At 66.8% G+C, this 17,109-nt stretch carries 14 protein-coding genes; 12 read left to right on the forward strand and 2 right to left on the reverse strand.

What is annotated here, in order from left to right; genetic code table 11:
* Positions 1-4: 4 nt before the first annotated feature.
* The 7 genes from hflK (at position 5) to G3N98_RS03770 (ending at position 8,008) form a co-directional block, all read left to right on the forward strand.
* On the forward strand, positions 5-1,345 hold the full coding sequence (hflK, locus tag G3N98_RS03740) for an FtsH protease activity modulator HflK (RefSeq protein WP_206147252.1): 1,341 nt from the start codon (positions 5-7) through the stop codon (positions 1,343-1,345).
* A gap of 15 nt (positions 1,346-1,360) precedes the next feature.
* Positions 1,361-2,260: a protease modulator HflC gene (locus G3N98_RS03745; protein ID WP_089431157.1), complete on the forward strand. Its 900-nt coding sequence runs from the start codon at positions 1,361-1,363 to the stop codon at positions 2,258-2,260.
* Between the two features lie 36 nt (positions 2,261-2,296).
* On the forward strand, positions 2,297-2,488 hold the full coding sequence (locus G3N98_RS03750; protein WP_011352254.1) for a DUF2065 domain-containing protein: 192 nt from the start codon (positions 2,297-2,299) through the stop codon (positions 2,486-2,488).
* A 114-nt stretch (positions 2,489-2,602) separates the two neighbouring features.
* Complete coding sequence (locus tag G3N98_RS03755; protein WP_089472995.1) at positions 2,603-3,751, forward strand: ATP phosphoribosyltransferase regulatory subunit; 1,149 nt, start codon at positions 2,603-2,605, stop codon at positions 3,749-3,751.
* Between the two features lie 113 nt (positions 3,752-3,864).
* Positions 3,865-5,211 (forward strand): adenylosuccinate synthase, encoded by a 1,347-nt coding sequence (locus G3N98_RS03760; RefSeq protein WP_039360238.1) that lies wholly within the window; start codon positions 3,865-3,867, stop codon positions 5,209-5,211.
* A gap of 7 nt (positions 5,212-5,218) precedes the next feature.
* Positions 5,219-5,815, forward strand: coding sequence for a phosphoribosyltransferase (locus tag G3N98_RS03765; RefSeq protein WP_011352251.1), 597 nt, complete (start codon positions 5,219-5,221; stop codon positions 5,813-5,815).
* 276 nt (positions 5,816-6,091) lie between these two features.
* On the forward strand, positions 6,092-8,008 hold the full coding sequence (locus tag G3N98_RS03770) for a potassium transporter Kup (RefSeq protein WP_069248096.1): 1,917 nt from the start codon (positions 6,092-6,094) through the stop codon (positions 8,006-8,008).
* A 110-nt stretch (positions 8,009-8,118) separates the two neighbouring features.
* On the opposite strand, the gene G3N98_RS03775 is transcribed toward G3N98_RS03770, so the two are convergent.
* Positions 8,119-10,446, reverse strand: coding sequence for a Tex family protein (locus tag G3N98_RS03775; RefSeq protein WP_206147253.1), 2,328 nt, complete (start codon positions 10,444-10,446; stop codon positions 8,119-8,121).
* A 160-nt stretch (positions 10,447-10,606) separates the two neighbouring features.
* On the opposite strand from G3N98_RS03775, the gene G3N98_RS03780 reads away from it, so the two are divergent.
* The 3 genes from G3N98_RS03780 (at position 10,607) to G3N98_RS03790 (ending at position 13,956) form a co-directional block, all read left to right on the forward strand.
* On the forward strand, positions 10,607-11,359 hold the full coding sequence (locus tag G3N98_RS03780; RefSeq protein ID WP_089472993.1) for a hypothetical protein: 753 nt from the start codon (positions 10,607-10,609) through the stop codon (positions 11,357-11,359).
* 76 nt (positions 11,360-11,435) lie between these two features.
* Positions 11,436-11,651 (forward strand): YdcH family protein, encoded by a 216-nt coding sequence (locus G3N98_RS03785; RefSeq protein ID WP_006478692.1) that lies wholly within the window; start codon positions 11,436-11,438, stop codon positions 11,649-11,651.
* 55 nt (positions 11,652-11,706) lie between these two features.
* A complete protein-coding gene (locus G3N98_RS03790) occupies positions 11,707-13,956 on the forward strand; it encodes an ATP-dependent DNA helicase (protein ID WP_089472992.1) in 2,250 nt (749 codons plus the stop codon).
* A 121-nt stretch (positions 13,957-14,077) separates the two neighbouring features.
* On the opposite strand, the gene G3N98_RS03795 is transcribed toward G3N98_RS03790, so the two are convergent.
* Positions 14,078-14,902, reverse strand: a complete 825-nt coding sequence (locus G3N98_RS03795; protein ID WP_011549700.1) for an outer membrane protein assembly factor BamD — start codon at positions 14,900-14,902, stop codon at positions 14,078-14,080.
* Positions 14,903-14,943: 41 nt separating this feature from the next.
* On the opposite strand from G3N98_RS03795, the gene G3N98_RS03800 reads away from it, so the two are divergent.
* Both G3N98_RS03800 and pgeF read left to right on the forward strand, forming a co-directional pair.
* Positions 14,944-16,152, forward strand: a complete 1,209-nt coding sequence (locus G3N98_RS03800; RefSeq protein ID WP_174967504.1) for an RluA family pseudouridine synthase — start codon at positions 14,944-14,946, stop codon at positions 16,150-16,152.
* Positions 16,153-16,158: 6 nt separating this feature from the next.
* A complete protein-coding gene (gene pgeF / locus G3N98_RS03805; RefSeq protein WP_206147254.1) occupies positions 16,159-16,998 on the forward strand; it encodes a peptidoglycan editing factor PgeF in 840 nt (279 codons plus the stop codon).
* Positions 16,999-17,109 lie beyond the last annotated feature (111 nt).

The raw sequence follows: 17,109 nt of genomic DNA on the forward strand, positions 1-17,109 counted from the left end.
TCTGGTGAACGAATACAACGAGCGGAGTACCTGGCGGCGGATGCGCGCCTTGCTGTCGATCAACGATCCCCGCTGGGGACGCGGCGAAGGCAATGGCAAAGACGGATCCCGTCCCCGCCCGAACGAATCGAAGCGTCCGCAAGGCGGCGACGGCGATGGTCCGCCCGATCTCGACGAGATGTGGCGCAACTTCAACCGGCGCCTGAACGGCCTGTTCGGCGGCAAGGGCGGCAACGGCTTCCGTCCTGACAACGGGCGAGCCGCGCGCGTCGGCGTCGGCATCGTGATCGGCGTGCTGGTCGCGGTCTACGCGGGCAGCGGGCTGTTCGTCGTGCAGGAAGGGCAGACGGGCGTCGTGCTGCAGCTCGGCAAGCTGTCGGGCACGGTCGGCCAGGGTGTGCACTGGCGTGCGCCTTATCCGTTCGCGTCGCACGAGATCGTCGATACGTCGCAGGTCCGCTCGATCGAAATCGGCCGCAACAACGTCGTGCGTCTCGCGAACGTGAAGGAAGCGGCAATGCTGACGCGCGACGCCGATATCGTCGACGTGCGCTTCATCGTCCAGTACCGCATCCGTTCCGCGACCGATTACCTGTTCCGCAGTGTCGACCCCGAGCGCAGCGTCTCGCAGGCCGCCCAGGCCGCGGTACGTGCGATCGTCGGCACGCGCAGCGCGGCCGACGTGCTGAACCAGGATCGCGACGCGCTGCGCGAGCAGCTCTCCGCCGCGATCCAGCGCGATCTCGATCGCTACCAGTCGGGGCTCGAGGTGACGGCCGTCACGATGCAGAGTGTTGCGGCGCCCGAGCAGACGCAGGCCGCGTACGGTGAAGTCGCGAAGGCGCGTGATGAGCGCGAGGCCGCGAAGCGCGCCGCGCAAGCATATGCAAACGACCTGCTGCCGAAGGCGCAGGGCGATGCGGCGAAGCTCGTCGACGAAGCGAAGGCGTATGCCGATCGCGTGGTCACGGAAGCCGAAGGCGATGCCGATCGCTTCAAGCAGGTCTATGCGCAGTATTCGAAGGCGCCCGCGGTGATCCGCGAGCGGATGTATATCGAGACGATGCAGGAAATCTATTCGAATTCGACGAAGGTGTTCGTCGGCAACAAGGGCGGCAACAGCGTCGTGTATCTGCCGCTCGACAAGCTCGTCGAGCAGGGGCGACAAAACGCCGCGACGTCCACGGGCGCATCCGCACCCGACGCGGCGTCGGCACCGGCGGCTGCCGCACCGGCTGCAGCGGCGCCCGCGAGTGCGGCGTCGGCCGTGGCGGCGTCGGGCACCGACGTGCTGCGATCGCGCGAGGCGTTTCGCAGCCGGTCGCGCGAAGACGATCTGAAGTAACGGGGAGCGCAGAACATGAACCGAATCATTGCGCTCGTCGTCGCAATCGTGATCGTTGCCTTCGCGGCATCGTCGACCGTCCTTACCGTCGATCCGCGCCATGCGGCCGTGCTGTCGGGGCGCGATGGCGCGCAACCCGAACTGGCGGGCCCTGGCATCCATTTCAAATTGCCGCCGCCGCTGCAGACGGCCACGCTGATCGACACGCGCCTGCAATCGCTCGAGTCGTCGGATCCGCTGCAACTGGCAACGGAAGACAAGCGCGACCTGCTCGTCGCCTACGCGGTGAAGTACCGGATCAGCGATCCGATGAAGTATTTCACGACGACGGGCGGTGACCCGTCGGCAGCCGGCGATCGTCTCGCCGGCGCGCTGAAGAGCGCACTCGGTGACGCGTTCGGCAAGCGCGCGCTCGACGACGCGCTCGGCGGCCAGCGTGCGATCGCCGATGCGGCCCGCGACGAAGTGAAGGCGAAGGCATCCGGTTTCGGCGTCGACGTGGTCGACGTCCAGCTGACGCGCGTCGACTTGCCGGCCGCGCAGACCGATGCCGTCTATCAGCGGATGATCGGCGCGCTGCGCGATCAGGCGGCGCAGGTGCGTGCGCAAGGCGCGGCCGACGTCGAGCAGATCAAGGCGGATGCCGAACGCGAACAGCAGGCCGTGCTCGCGAACGCGTACAAATCCGCGCAGACGATCAAGGGCGAGGGCGACGCGAAGGCCGCGACGATTGCCGCCGACGCGTTCGGCCGCGATCCGCAGTTCTACCAGTTCTACGCGAGCCTGCAGGCTTACCGGAACACGTTCAAGCGCAACGACATCATCGTCGTCGATCCCGACAGCGAGTTCTTCCGCTTCATGCGCAGCCCGACGGGCGGTGCCGCACCGGCGGCGCCTGCTCCCCGCAAACACTGACCTTGGGGCGCCGCGTCGAGCGGCGCCGTCGCTCGCATGGACCTGGCTGGCTCGTTGTTGCTCGCAGTAGCGCTGATGCTGATCATCGAGGGGGCGTTCCCCTTCGTGTTTCCCGTCGCCTGGCGCGACACGTTTCGTAGAATAGCTGAGCGGCCGCCGCATCATATCCGGATCGGCGGGCTGATCGTGATGGTGCTCGGGCTCATACTGCTGCTGCTCGCGACCTGACCGCAGACTTGATCCGGACGGCTTATCCGCCGTTCGTCCCGCCCGAATTCAGAATTTCCGATTCATATCGCGGCGCGCGTGTCGCGCGCTGTTTCCCGTCGTAGGACCGTACCGATGTCGACCTGGTTACTTCCCGAGAATATCGCCGACGTACTGCCGTCGGAAGCGCGCAAGATCGAGGAGCTGCGCCGCAGGCTGCTCGACCGCTTCCGTTCGTATGGCTACGAAATGGTGATGCCGCCGCTGCTCGAGTATCTCGAATCGCTGCTGACGAGCGGCGGTGCAGACCTGCGCCTGCGCACCTTCAAGCTGGTCGACCAGCTGTCGGGTCGCACCCTCGGCCTGCGTGCGGACATCACGCCGCAGGTCGCACGGATCGACGCGCACCTGTTGAACCGCCAGGGCGTGACGCGCCTCTGCTATGCGGGCCACGTGATGCATACGCGTCCGCGCGGCCTGCACGCGACGCGCGAGCAGATCCAGATCGGCGCCGAAATCTACGGGCATGCCGGGCTGGAAGCCGACCTCGAGATTCAGCAACTGATGCTCGACGCGCTGCATCTCGCGGGCCTGTCGCGCATTCGTCTCGACCTCGGCCACGCGGGCGTGCTCGCGGCGCTGCTGGCGCGCGATGCGCAGGCCGCCGAGCGCGGCGAGTCGCTGTACGACGCGCTGTCGGGCAAGGACGTGCCGCTGCTGAACGAGCTCACCGACGATCTCGGTGCCGATACGCGCGCCGCGCTGCGCGCGCTGCCGCATCTCTATGGCGACGCAAGCGTGCTCGCCGAGGCACGCACACGCTTGCCGGTGCTGCCCGAAATCACGCGGGCGCTCGACGATCTGGCACAGCTCGCGGCACAGGCGAAAGGTGCCGAAGTGGCGATCGATCTCGGCGACCTGCGCGGCTATGCATATCACAGCGGCGCGATGTTCAGCGCCTACATCGACGGCGTGCCGAACGCGATCGCGCGGGGCGGTCGCTACGACCACGTCGGCCAGGCGTACGGCCGTGCCCGTCCCGCTACGGGCTTCTCGCTCGACCTGCGCGAGCTCGCGCGGATTTCGCCGGTCGAGGCGCGCGGCACCGCGATTCTCGCGCCGTGGGCGCAGGACGATGCGCTGAACGCGGCCGTCGCGGCGCTGCGCGATGCGGGCGAGGTCGTGATCCAGGCGCTGCCGGGCCACGATCATGTGCTCGACGAGTTCGCGTGCGACCGTTCGCTCGTCGAGCGCAACGGCGCATGGGTGGTCGAACCCCGATAAACAGGCGTTCGCGGGACGTGCTTCGGCGTGCATATCGTTGAAGCGAAACGGAAAAATTCGGAATCGCCCGCGAACATAGGTAGAATACGTTTTTAACCAGCTAACGAATCAACATGTCTGCCAGCGCAGTGAACGTGACTCCCGGGCGCAATGTCGTCGTCGTGGGAACGCAATGGGGTGATGAAGGCAAGGGCAAGATCGTCGACTGGCTGACGGACCACGCTCAGGGCGTCGTGCGTTTCCAGGGCGGTCACAACGCCGGCCACACCCTCATCATCGGCGGCAAGAAAACGATCTTGCGCCTCATTCCGTCGGGCATCATGCGTGAAGGCGTCGCCTGCTACATCGGCAACGGCGTCGTCCTGTCCCCCGAAGCACTGTTCAAGGAAATCGGCGAGCTGGAAGAAGCGGGCGTGAACGTGCGCGACCGCTTGTTCATTTCCGAAGCCACGACGCTGATCCTCCCGTACCACATCGCGATCGACCAGGCGCGCGAAGCGCGCAAGGGCGCGGGCAAGATCGGTACGACGGGCCGCGGCATCGGCCCCGCGTACGAAGACAAGGTCGGCCGCCGCGCGCTGCGCGTGCAGGACCTGTTCGACGCGAAGACCTTCGCTGACCGCCTGCGCGAAAACCTCGATTTCCACAACTTCGTGCTGACCCAGTACCTGGGCGGCGCGGCTGTCGATTTCCAGGCCACGCTCGACACGATGCTGGGCTATGCAGACCGCCTGAAGCCGATGGTGGCCGACGTGTCGCGCCGCCTGTACGACGCGAACAATGCGGGCCAGAACCTGCTGTTCGAAGGCGCACAAGGCACGCTGCTCGACATCGACCACGGCACCTATCCGTTCGTCACGTCGAGCAACTGCGTCGCAGGTGCGGCATCGGCTGGCGCGGGCGTGGGTCCGCAGAAGCTCAACTACATCCTCGGCATCACGAAGGCCTATTGCACGCGCGTCGGCTCGGGCCCGTTCCCGAGCGAACTGTACGATGCGGACAATCCGCAGCGTCAGGACCAGGTTGGCGTCACGCTCGCGAACGTCGGCAAGGAATTCGGTTCGGTCACCGGCCGTCCGCGCCGCACCGGCTGGCTCGACGCAGCCGCGCTGCGCCGCTCGATCCAGATCAACGGCGTGTCGGGCCTGTGCATGACGAAACTCGACGTGCTCGACGGCCTCGACGAAGTCAAGCTGTGCGTCGGCTACAAGATCGACGGCAAGGATGTGGACATCCTGCCGCGCGGCGCCGCTGACGTGGCCCGTTGCGAGCCGGTATACGAAACGTTTGCCGGCTGGAAGGAAAGCACGGTCGGCATCAAGACGTGGGAAGCACTGCCGGCGAACGCGCAGGCTTACCTGACCCGCGTCCAGGAAGTGGCTGGCGTGCCGGTCGACATGGTGTCGACGGGTCCGGACCGCGACGAAACGATCCTGCTCCGCCATCCGTTCAAGGTGTAATTTACAGATGACGCAGCAAATCACGATGACGGCGGCAGACTTGATGACCGATCCGCGCAACGACGACAAGAACCTGTGGGTAGGCTGGGACGAGTATCACCGTCTCATCGAGTTGCTCGCGCTCCAGGTGCATGCATCGGGCTGGAAGTTCGACCAGATCCTGTGCCTCGCGCGCGGCGGTCTGCGCGTCGGCGATCAACTGTCGCGTATCTACGATGTGCCGCTCGCGATCCTCGCGACGAGTTCGTACCGCGAAGCGGCCGGCACGGAGCAGGGCGACCTCGACATCGCGCAGTACATCACGATGACGCGCGGCAACCTGGCGGGCAACGTGCTGCTGGTCGACGATCTCGTCGATTCGGGCGTGACGCTTGCGCGCGTGCAGGAGCACCTGAAGGAGCGCTATCCGTCGGTGACGGCCGTGCGCTCGGCCGTGCTCTGGTACAAGGGTTGCTCGAAGGTCAAGCCCGACTATCACACGCAGTTCCTGCCGACGAATCCGTGGATTCATCAGCCGTTCGAGGAGTGGGACACGGTTCGCCCGCACAACCTCGAGGCGTGGATCAAGCGCGGTCGCGCGCAGCGCGACGGCTCGGGCGCATAAGCGGCCGGCCAATCGAAGGAAAGCCTTGTACGGCGCCGCTTGCGGCGCCGTTTTTCATTGGGGCGCCATCCTTGCCGGCACTGCGCGAACCGTGGATCCGGTAGGCAGGCGCCGCTGCCCCGGCTATGATTGGCAGCCCTGCCACAGCTCGCGCCGGATTGCATGCGCAGCGTGGATCACGTGGTGACAAGGCAACAGAGCAGGGCGGCGTTTCACGGGGGCGCGAGTAGAATAGCGCTCGTTTTGTCCGACCCGGACCCGATTATTACGCTTCATATGAACGACACGATCCACGCGACCGACGCAGCACACGCGCCGCATTCGACGCAACAACACTCGATGCGGGCGCTAGCGATAGCAGCCATCGGCGTCGTGTTCGGCGACATCGGCACCAGCCCGCTGTATTCGCTCAAGGAGGCGTTCAGCCCCGCACACGGCATTCCGCTCACCGAAGGATCGATTCTCGGCGTGATCTCGCTGCTGTTCTGGGCAATCATCCTGGTGGTCGGCATCAAGTACCTGCTGTTCGTGATGCGCGCGGACAACAACGGCGAAGGCGGCGTGCTCGCGCTGATGGCGCTGTCGTTGCGGCCGCTCGACTCGAAGACCCGCGTCGCGGGCGCGCTGATGGCGCTCGGGATCTTCGGCGCGTGCATGTTCTACGGGGACGCGGTGATCACGCCGGCGATCTCGGTGATGTCGGCGGTCGAAGGTCTCGAAATCGCGACGCCACACCTGTCCCATCTCGTGCTGCCGATCACGATCGTGATCCTGATCGCGCTGTTCTGGATCCAGCGTCACGGGACCGCGCTGGTCGGCAAGCTGTTCGGCCCGATCATGGTGCTGTGGTTCGTCGTGATCGCGGCACTCGGCGTGTACCACATCGTGCGCGTGCCGGGCATCATGGCCGCCATCAACCCGTATTACGCGGCGTCGTTCATGGCCGATCACCTGCTGCAGGCGTACGTCGTGCTCGGCTCGGTCGTGCTGGTGCTGACCGGTGCGGAAGCGCTCTACGCGGACATGGGCCACTTCGGCGCGAAGCCGATCCGCATCGCCGCCTACGGGCTCGTGATGCCGTCGCTCGTGCTGAACTACTTCGGCCAGGGCGCGCTGCTGATCCAGAACCCGAAGGCGATCGAGAACCCGTTCTTCCTGCTGGCACCCGAATGGGGGCTGCTGCCGCTCGTCGTGCTGTCGACGGTCGCGACCGTGATCGCGTCGCAGGCGGTGATCTCGGGTGCGTATTCGCTGACGTCGCAGGCCATCCAGCTCGGCTACGTGCCGCGCATGAAGGTGCTGCACACGTCGGAACTCGCGATCGGCCAGATCTACGTGCCGGTCGTGAACTGGCTGCTGCTGTTCGTGATCCTCTGCATCGTCATCGGCTTCAAGAGCTCCGACAACCTCGCGGCCGCGTACGGTATCGCGGTGACGGCGACGATGGTGATCACGACCGTGCTCGCCGCGGTCGTGATGGTGAAGGTGTGGAACTGGAACCGGCTGCTGGTCGGCGCGATCATCGCGGTGTTTCTCGCAGTCGACCTCGGCTTCTTCGGCGCGAACCTGCTGAAGGTCGCGCAGGGCGGCTGGTTGCCGCTCGGCATCGGCGCGCTGCTGTTCTTCCTGCTGATGACCTGGTACAAGGGGCGTCACATCGTCAAGGAGCGCACGGCGGCCGACGGTATCCCGCTCGAACCGTTCCTGCAGGGGCTGCTCGCGCATCCGCCGCATCGCGTGTCGGGTACCGCGATCTACCTGACCGGCAACGACAAGCTCGTGCCCGTTAGCCTGCTGCACAACCTGAAGCACAACAAGGTGCTGCACGAGCGCACCATTTTCCTCACGTTCGTCACGCGCGACTTTCCTTACGTGCGCGACGACAAGCGTCAGTCCTCGCGTGATGCGGGCGGCGGGCTGTATATCGTCAAGGCCGAGTACGGCTTCAACGAGACGCCGGACGTGAAGGCCGTGCTCGAGGAATTCGGCCGCACGCACGACATGACGTTCGAGCTGATGGATACGTCGTTCTTCCTCGCGCGCGAAACGGTCGTGCCGACGCATCTGCCCGGGATGTCGATCTGGCGCGAGCGCGTGTTTGCCTGGATGCACCAGAATGCCGCGAAGCCGACCGACTTCTTCTCGATCCCCGCAAACCGCGTGGTCGAGCTCGGGACGAAGATCGAAATCTGACGCAAGGTGTGGCGCGCGGGCCGTCGGGCCGCGCGCCGTGTTTGCCGAAGTCGTAAAAAAGCCCGCCTTTCGGCGGGCTTTTTTTCTGTCGCGCAGTGGCTTGCGGGTGCTCAGCGCTTCAGCTTCGCGAATGCCGCGGCCATCGCGCCTGCCGGTTCCGGCTCGCGCGAACGCTGCTGCGGGCGGGCCGCGCCGCGCGCAGCGTTGCCGCGATCCTGGCCGCCGCGCGACGACATGCCGGGCGCCGCCGCGTCGTCGTCGAGGCGCATCGTCAGCGCAATGCGCTGGCGCTTCACGTCGACGTCAATCACCTTCACCTTGACGACCTGGCCGGCCTTCACGACTTCGTGCGGGTCCTTGATGAACTTGGTCGACATCGCGGATACGTGGACGAGGCCGTCCTGGTGGACGCCGATGTCCACGAACGCACCGAACGCGGCGACGTTCGTCACGACGCCTTCGAGCGTCATGCCGGGCACGAGATCCGACACCTTTTCGACGCCTTCGCGGAACGTCGCGGTCTTGAATTCGGGGCGCGGATCGCGGCCCGGCTTCTCCAGTTCGGACAGGATGTCGCGCACGGTCGGCAGGCCGAAACGTTCGTCAACAAATTCCGTCGGGGACAGGCCCGACAGCGCTTCGCGGTTGCCGAGCACGTCGTCGATGCGCTTGCTGATCTTCGCGAGCATCCGCTCGACGACCGGATACGCTTCCGGGTGCACCGACGAGCGGTCGAGCGGATTCTCACCGCCGTTGATGCGCAGGAAGCCCGCGGCCTGCTCGAAGGTCTTGTCGCCGAGGCGCGGCACCTTGCGCAGGTGCTCGCGCGACGGGAACGGGCCGTTCGCATCGCGGTAGTCGACGATGTTGCGCGCGAGCGTCGCGTTCAGGCCCGATACGCGGGCGAGCAGCGGGGCCGACGCGGTGTTCGCGTCGACACCGACCGCGTTCACGCAGTCCTCGACGACCGCGTCGAGCGAGCGGGCGAGTTCGCGCTGGTTCACGTCATGCTGGTACTGGCCGACGCCGATGGCCTTCGGCTCGATCTTCACGAGCTCGGCGAGCGGATCCTGCAGGCGGCGTGCAATCGAGACGGCGCCGCGCAGCGACACGTCGAGCTCCGGGAATTCCTTCGCGGCCAGCTCGGATGCCGAATAGACCGAAGCGCCGGCTTCCGACACGACGATCTTCTGCAGGCGCAGCTCCGGGTGTTTCGCGATCAGTTCGCCCGCGAGCTTGTCGGTTTCACGTGACGCCGTGCCGTTGCCGATGCTGATCAGCTCGGCCTGCGTCTGCGCGGCGATGCGTGCGAGTTTCGCGATCGAGCCATCCCAGTCGCGGCGCGGCTCGTGCGGGTAGATCGTGTCGGTCGCGAGCACCTTGCCGGTGCGGTCGACGACTGCAACCTTCACGCCCGTGCGCAGGCCGGGGTCGAGACCGATCACGGCCTTCGGGCCGGCCGGCGCGGCCAGCAGCAGGTCGTTCAGGTTGCGCGCGAACACGCGGATCGCTTCCGTTTCGGCCGTTTCGCGCAATTGCGTGAGCAGCTCGTTCTCGATGTGCGGCTGCACCTTCACGCGCCAGCACCAGCGGCATACGTCGGACAGCCACTTGTCGGCCGGGCGGTTCTGGTTCGCGATGCCGAAATGGCGCGCGATCATCGCCTCGCCGGGATGCGGCACCTGCGCGTCGAGTTCTTCGCCGAGGCCGAGCTTGACCGTCAGCACGCCCGCGTTGCGGCCGCGGAACAGCGCGAGGGCGCGGTGCGACGGCACGGTCTTGATCGTTTCCGCGTAGTCGTAATAGTCGCGGAATTTCTCGCCTTCCTCGTTTTCCTTGCCCTCGACGACGGCCGACGACACGACACCCTGGTTGTGCAGGTAGTCGCGCAGCTTGCCGAGCAGCTCCGCCGTCTCGCCGAACTGTTCGGACAGGATGTCGCGCGCGCCGTCGAGCGCGGCCTTGATGTCGGCTACACCCTTGTCGGCGTCGACGTAGGCGGCTGCCTCGGCCTGCGGGTCGAGCAGCGGGTTCGCGAGGAGCGCCTGGGCGAGCGGCTCGAGGCCGGCTTCGCGGGCGATCTGCGCACGCGTGCGACGCTTCGGCTTGTACGGCAGATAAAGGTCTTCGAGCACCTGCTTGCTGTCGGCCGCGTCGATCGCGGCGCGCAGTTCGTCGGTCAGCTTGCCCTGTTCGTCGATGCTCGACAGGATCGACGCACGGCGATCCTCGAGTTCGCGCAGATACAGGAGGCGTTCCTCGAGCTGGCGCAACTGCGTGTCGTCCAGGTTGCCGGTCACTTCCTTGCGGTACCGGGCAATGAACGGAACGGTCGAGCCTTCGTCGAGGAGTTGCACGGCCGCCGCGACCTGGCGCGGCTGGACGGACAGTTCGGTGGCGATGCGCTGTACGATCTTGAGTGCTACGGTTTCCGTCATGTCGTGGATGATCTGCCTGCTGAAATCGCGGCGGGGGCCGGCAGGCCCGAAGCGGCGGGCTGCGTGGCGGGCCCGACGGGCCGGATGCCGCGGGTGAGTGAAGCGGGGCATTTTGCCATAAATGGCGGAGCGCCCAGCCGGGGGTGATAGAATTTGACACATGTCCCGCAGCTTTCCTACGACGTTGCCAACTTCCCGAATTTCTCTCGTCGCGCTCGGCGCAGCGCTCGCCGCGGCTTTGTCTGCCGGGCCTTCCGGCGCGTTCGCGCAAGCTTCGGACGCAACCGCGCCGGCCGCCGCCGCGGCGGCGCCCGTGACGGCCACGGCCGCACCGGATTTCGACGCCCGTCAAAAAGTGCTCAATCAACGCTCCGCAGAAAACGATTATCGTTATGCGGTGGCCGAGCACGATTGCTACAGCAAGTTCTTCGTCAATCACTGTCTCGGCAAGGCGCGTGAAAAGATGCGCGACGAGCGGGCGAGCATCCGCCAGGAGCAGCTCGCACTCAACGACGAGCAGCGGGCGGTGCGTGCGCAGCAGCGCGACCAGCAGCAGGCGCTGAAGGCGGCGCAGAACGCGGCGGAAGCACCGCAGCGCGCGGCGAACGATGCGGCAAACGCGGCTGCGTTCCGCGACAAGCAGGAGCAGAATGCGCTGAAGCAGGCGCAGCGTGGCGCGGAAGGGCCGCAGCGCGCGGCGAACAAGCAGGCATACGACCAGAAGCAGGGCGACTTCCAGCGCAAGCTCGACCAGGCGCACCAGCAGGCCGCGCAGAAGGCGCAGGAGCGGGCGGACAACGCCGCGCGCTACGAGCAGAAGCAGAAGGAAGCCGTGCAGCACAAGGCCGATGTCGAGCAGCGTCAGAAGGAAGCGGCCGAGAAGGCGCAGCAGAAGCAACAGCAGGGGCAGTAACGTGTTGGATTGATCGAGATCAGTCTCGGGCGCGCTGGCACGCCAGTCGGCGCGCTGCTTCGATGAGGAGGCAAGTATGCAAAACCGTCACACGGAACAGCAGCAGGAATTGCACAACCGTTTGGCTGCATTGCAGGAGCAGCACCAGCAGCTCGCTCGGGAGATCGAGCTGAAGGAAGGGCACTCCGACATCGACGACATCACGCTGCACCGGCTGAAGAAGGAAAAGCTGGCGGCCAAGGACAAAATCATTTTGCTGCAATCGCAGCTGGAACCGGATAAGCGCGCCTGAGCGCGGCCTGGCAAGCGCCGGCGCCGCCCGGGCGCTGGACACAGGAACGCTTGCCTTGAATTCACCGCTTGAAGCCACCCCCGATGCCCGGCGCGACGTGTCGCCCGCCGGGCGCGCTCGTGCGCCCGAAGGCACCTTTGAGCTGAGCCGCAAGCGCGTCGACGAACTCGACACGATCTTCGGCGAAGGCGGATTGCTGGCGCGTGCGCTCGACGGCTACCGGCCGCGACAGTCGCAGATCGAGATGGCGCGCGCCGTCGCGTCCGCGATGGAGGCGTCCGCGCGCCGGATGCCCGAACCCGAGATCTTCGAAACCCGCAAGCGGCCGGCACGTCGCCTCGGCGACGGCGACAAGGCGGCCGAAACGGGCGCGGACGCCGCCGCGGCAGCCGAAGTCGACGGCGATGCCGGCGACAACACGCTGATCGTCGAGGCCGGCACGGGTACCGGCAAGACCTATGCGTACCTCGTGCCTGCGATGCTGTGGGGCGGCAAGGTGATCGTGTCGACCGGCACGAAACACCTGCAGGACCAATTGTTCGCGCGCGACATCCCGACCGTGCGCAACGCGCTGGCGGTGCCGGTGTCGGTCGCGATGCTGAAGGGCCGGGCCAACTACCTGTGCCACTACTACCTGCAACGCACGGCCGACAACGGCCGGTTGCCGTCGCGGCAGGATACGGCCTATCTGCAGGAAATCGTCCGCTTCGCGAAGATCACGAAGAGCGGCGACAAGGCCGAGCTCGCGAGCGTGCCGGAAACGGCACCCGTGTGGTCGATGGTCACGTCGACGCGCGACAACTGCCTCGGCCAGGAATGCCCGCATTACAAGGAATGCTTCGTGATGCAGGCGCGGCGCGAGGCGCAGCAGGCCGACGTCGTCGTCGTCAACCACCACCTGTTCTTCGCGGACATCATGCTGCGCGATACGGGGATGGCCGAGCTGCTGCCGAACGCGAACACGGTCATCTTCGACGAAGCGCACCAGTTGCCGGAAACGGCGACGCTGTTCTTCGGCGAAACGCTGTCGACGACGCAGATCCTCGAGCTCGCCCGCGACACGGTGGCGGAAGGCCTGAGCCATGCACGCGACGCGGTCGAGTGGGTGAAGCTCGGCGGCGATCTCGAGCGCGCGGCGCGCGACTTGCGCCTGGCGTTCGCGAACGACCAGATCGTCCGCATGTCGCTCGCCCAGCTCGGCGACGATCACCCGATGTTCGGTGCGCTCGACGCGCTCGAGGCTGCGCTCGACGCGCTGGCGTCGGCGCTTGCCAGCCAGGCCGAACGGGCGGAATCGCTCGGCGCGTGCCTGCGGCGCGCACGCGAGCTGCAGGACCTGCTGGCCGGCTGGGTCGCACCCGGCGCGACGGAAGCGGCGGCGAAGGCCGACGCAACGGCGGCCGGCGACAAGGCGGCATCCGACGGCGATCCGAACGAGAAGGTGCGCTGGGTCGAAGTGTTCGCGCATACGGTCCAGCTGCACGAAACGCCGCTGTCGGTCGCGCCGATCTTTGCCAAGCAGCGCGCGGGCGTGCCGCGTGCCTGGGTGTTCACGTCGGCCACGCTGTCGGTGCGCGGTGACTTCACGCACTATGCGGCGCAAATGGGCCTCAGCTCGCGTCGCTCGATGACGCTCGCGAGCCCGTTCGACTACCAGTCGCAAGGGCTGCTGTACGTGCCGCGCAACCTGCCGCAACCGTCTTCGCCGGCGTTTACCGATGCCGTCTTCGACGCCGCGTTGCCGGCGATCGAGGCGTCCGGTGGCGGCGTGTTCATGCTGTGCACGACGCTGCGCGCGGTCGACCGGATCGCGTCGAAGCTGCGCGACGTGATCGAATCGCGCGGCTGGAACATGCCGCTTCTCGTGCAGGGCGATGCAAGCCGCACTGAACTGCTCGACCGTTTCCGTGCGTATGGCAACGCGATCCTGGTCGGCAGCCAGAGTTTCTGGGAAGGCGTCGACGTGCGCGGTGACGCGCTGTCGCTCGTCGTGATCGACAAGCTGCCGTTCGCGCCGCCGGACGATCCGGTGCTGGCCGCGCGGCTCGACGCGCTGACGAAGAAGGGGCTGAGCCCGTTCGCCGTGCACCAGTTGCCGCAGGCCGTGATCACGCTGAAGCAGGGCGCGGGCCGGCTGATTCGCGCGGAGACGGATCGCGGTGTGCTGATGATCTGCGACACGCGGCTCGTCGACAAGCCCTACGGACGCCGGATCTGGCAAAGCCTGCCGCCGTTCAAGCGGACCCGCGAGATCGCGGTCGTCCAGGACTTCTTCGACGAGCACCGTTCGGCAAAGCGCACGTGACGGTGCGTGCGGCGATCGTCGCGCGATTGCACCGGCGCCGCCTGAATGCGGCGCCAATAAAAAAACCCGGCTCGATGGCCGGGTTTTTTGTTCGTGCAGCGTGTGCTGCACGCTGCTTGCGTCAGAACTGCCACCACGACTTCTTCGCGCCGGGGCGCGAGTGGCCCGTGACGTACGGGCTGTCGGGGAACGTGCCGGCGAGCACGCGCTTCGTGTCCTCGGCGAGTTCCGGCTGGTTCAGCTTGCCGTACGACAGGATCATGATGTGCAGTGCGTCCTCGATCGCCGGCGCGCCCTTGTAGTCCTTGATCGCGAGCTGCGCACGGTTGATGGCCGCCACGTAGGCGCCGCGCCGGTAGTAGTAGTCGGCCGCGTGCACTTCGTGCGATGCGAGCGCGTTGACGATGTAGCGCATCCGCGCGGCGGCGTCGGGCGCGTACTTGCTCTTCGGGAAGCGGTCGACGACGACCTTGAACGCATCGTACGATTCGCGCAGTGCCTGCGGATCGCGCTCGCTCATGTCCTGGCCGGAGAAGCGGCCGAACAGCCCGAGATCGTCGTTGAAGTGGATCATCCCCTTCAGGTAGTACGCGTACGGGATATCCGGATGATCGGGGTGGAGCTGGATGAAGCGATCGACGGCCTGGTCGGCGGCGGCCGCTTCGTTATCCTTCCAGTTGCAGTATGCAACGTTGATCTGCGCCTGCTGCGCGAAATGGCCGAACGGATCGCGACCTTGCAGCGATTCGAAATATTTCGCGCACTTGCCCCAGTCGCCGCCGGACAGTGCGTCCTGGGCCTCTGAGTATAATTTGTTGTTCGACCAGGTAGCCGTCTCGTCCTGCTTCTGCGGCAAGCCGTGGCAGCCGGCGATGAGGGCCGCGGCCGCTACCGCCGCAGCCCGGGCGGCGACGGTTCTGGCCGTGCGTTTGGTCGAATTCATCATGCTCGCATGTCCTAGCTTCAAGTCTCGGTGACCCAGTCTAAATGACCCGTTCAAGTTCGCAGAATGCCCAGCCGGGCACACCAAATCGCGAAGATTATAGCCCAAGCGATCGGCCCGCCGACGCCGCCTCGGGGGATTCCCTCGATGACGATCTGACCGGCGACGCAATGCAGCCGCCCGTCGTGCCGTCCGCGGCGGTCGATGAAGCGCCGCGCGTCGTCGAAGTGCCGCTGTCGCTTGCGGGCGAACGCCTCGACAAGGCGCTTGCCCAACTGTTCCCCGAATTCTCGCGCAGCCGGCTGCAGAGCTGGATCGAGGCGCAGCGCGTGCTCGTCGACGGCGCGCCGGCGAAGATCCGCCAGCCGGTGCCGCTCGGCGCGAAGATCGAACTCGTGCCCGACCTGCTCCCCGAGCAGCTCGCCTTTACGCCGGAGCCGGTGCCGCTCGACGTGATCTACGAGGACGACGCGCTCGTCGTCATCAACAAGCCGGCCGGCCTCGTCGTGCATCCGGCCGCCGGCAACTGGAGCGGCACGATCCTCAACGGGCTGCTGCATCGCTACGGCGACGCGGCGGCCGGCCTGCCGCGCGCAGGGATCGTCCACCGGCTCGACAAGGAAACGTCGGGCCTGATGGTGGTGGCGCGCACGCTGGCCGCGCAGACGGATCTCGTGCGCCAGTTGCAGGCCCGCACGGTGAAGCGCCGCTATTTCGCGCTCGTGTGGGGCACGATGCCCGAGGAAGGCACGATCGACGCACCGATCGGCCGCGATCCGCGCGAACGCACGCGCATGGCCGTCGTCACGGGGGCATCGGGCAAGCCCGCGCGCACGCATTTCCGCACGGTTGACACATGCCTGTGGCAACGTCAGCCGGTTTCGGCGATCCAGTGCGATCTCGAGACCGGTCGCACGCACCAGATCCGCGTGCACTGCGCGCACGCCGGGCATCCGCTGCTCGGCGATCCCGTGTACGGGCGTGCGCGCGGCAAGCGCTCGGTCACGCCGCTGCCGGACGGGTTCGCGCGTCAGGCGCTGCATGCATGGCGGCTCGGGCTCGTGCATCCGGTCACGGGCAAGGCGATGCAATGGCGCTGCCCGCTGCCGGACGACATGAACGCACTCGTCGCGGCGCTCGGCTTCGGGCAGGGCGACGAGGAATTCGACGACGATGACGGTGTCTACGACGATGACGATTTCGGCGGCGAGTATCACGATGACGAGCCGTACCTGGACGATGAGGAGGAGTGAGTGCCGATGACGAACCTGGCGCCGTTGACGTGGCAGGACTGCGTGCAGCCCGACTGGCAGGTGTCGCCGCGCGTGCGCGCGCTGATCACGACGCGTGACGGTGGCGTGAGCGAAGGCCCGTACGGGCGCTGGCAGCGCGGCGACGCGCTGCCGGGCGGGATGAATCTCGGCCTGCATACCGGTGACGACCCGGCCCATGTGGCGGGGAATCGCGCACGCTTGCTGGCGCTGGCGGGCCAGTCGAGCGCTGCGTGGCTCGAGCAGGTTCACGGCGCGCAGATCGTGCGCGCGGACGAGGTGATCGCGGCGGCGCCGATGGCGTCGGCGCCCGTGCAGGCCGACGCGAGCGTCACCGACCGCGCGGGTGCCGTCTGCGTCGTGATGGTCGCGGATTGCCTGCCCGTGCTGCTGTGCGACACGCAGGGTCGTGCGGTCGGCGCCGCCCATGCGGGCTGGCGCGGGCTGGCGGCCGGCGTCGTCGAGCAGACCGCGGCGCGTGTCGCGGCACTCGCGGGCGGTGCGACGGACGCGCTTCACGCGTACCTCGGGCCGGCGATCGGCCCGCAGGCGTTCGAGGTGGGCGCCGACGTGCGTGACGCGTTTCTCGACACGGCCCCGCAGTCGGAGCATGATGAAACCCGGCTTGCGTTCGTCGCGATCGATGGCGCGCCGGGCAAATTTCTCGCCAATCTCTATGCGCTTGCGCGCCTGCGTCTCGCGCGTGCGGGCGTTGTGCACGTGAGCGGCGGGACGGCTTGCACGGTCACCGAACAGGCACGCTTCTATTCGTACCGGCGCGATCGCGTGACGGGCCGCATGGCAGCAGCGATCTGGCTGGCCGATTGACGGAATGCGCATGCGCGTGGAGTTTATTGCGCCGCAAAATCGGGTTATCTCGATATTTCGGCCGCGATGCCGCGCTGCATGCGCGATTGAATGGAAAATCCCGAAGTCAAG

Origin of the sequence: Burkholderia sp. Tr-20390 (assembly GCF_017104595.1) — a bacterium.
Lineage (GTDB): Bacteria > Pseudomonadota > Gammaproteobacteria > Burkholderiales > Burkholderiaceae > Burkholderia.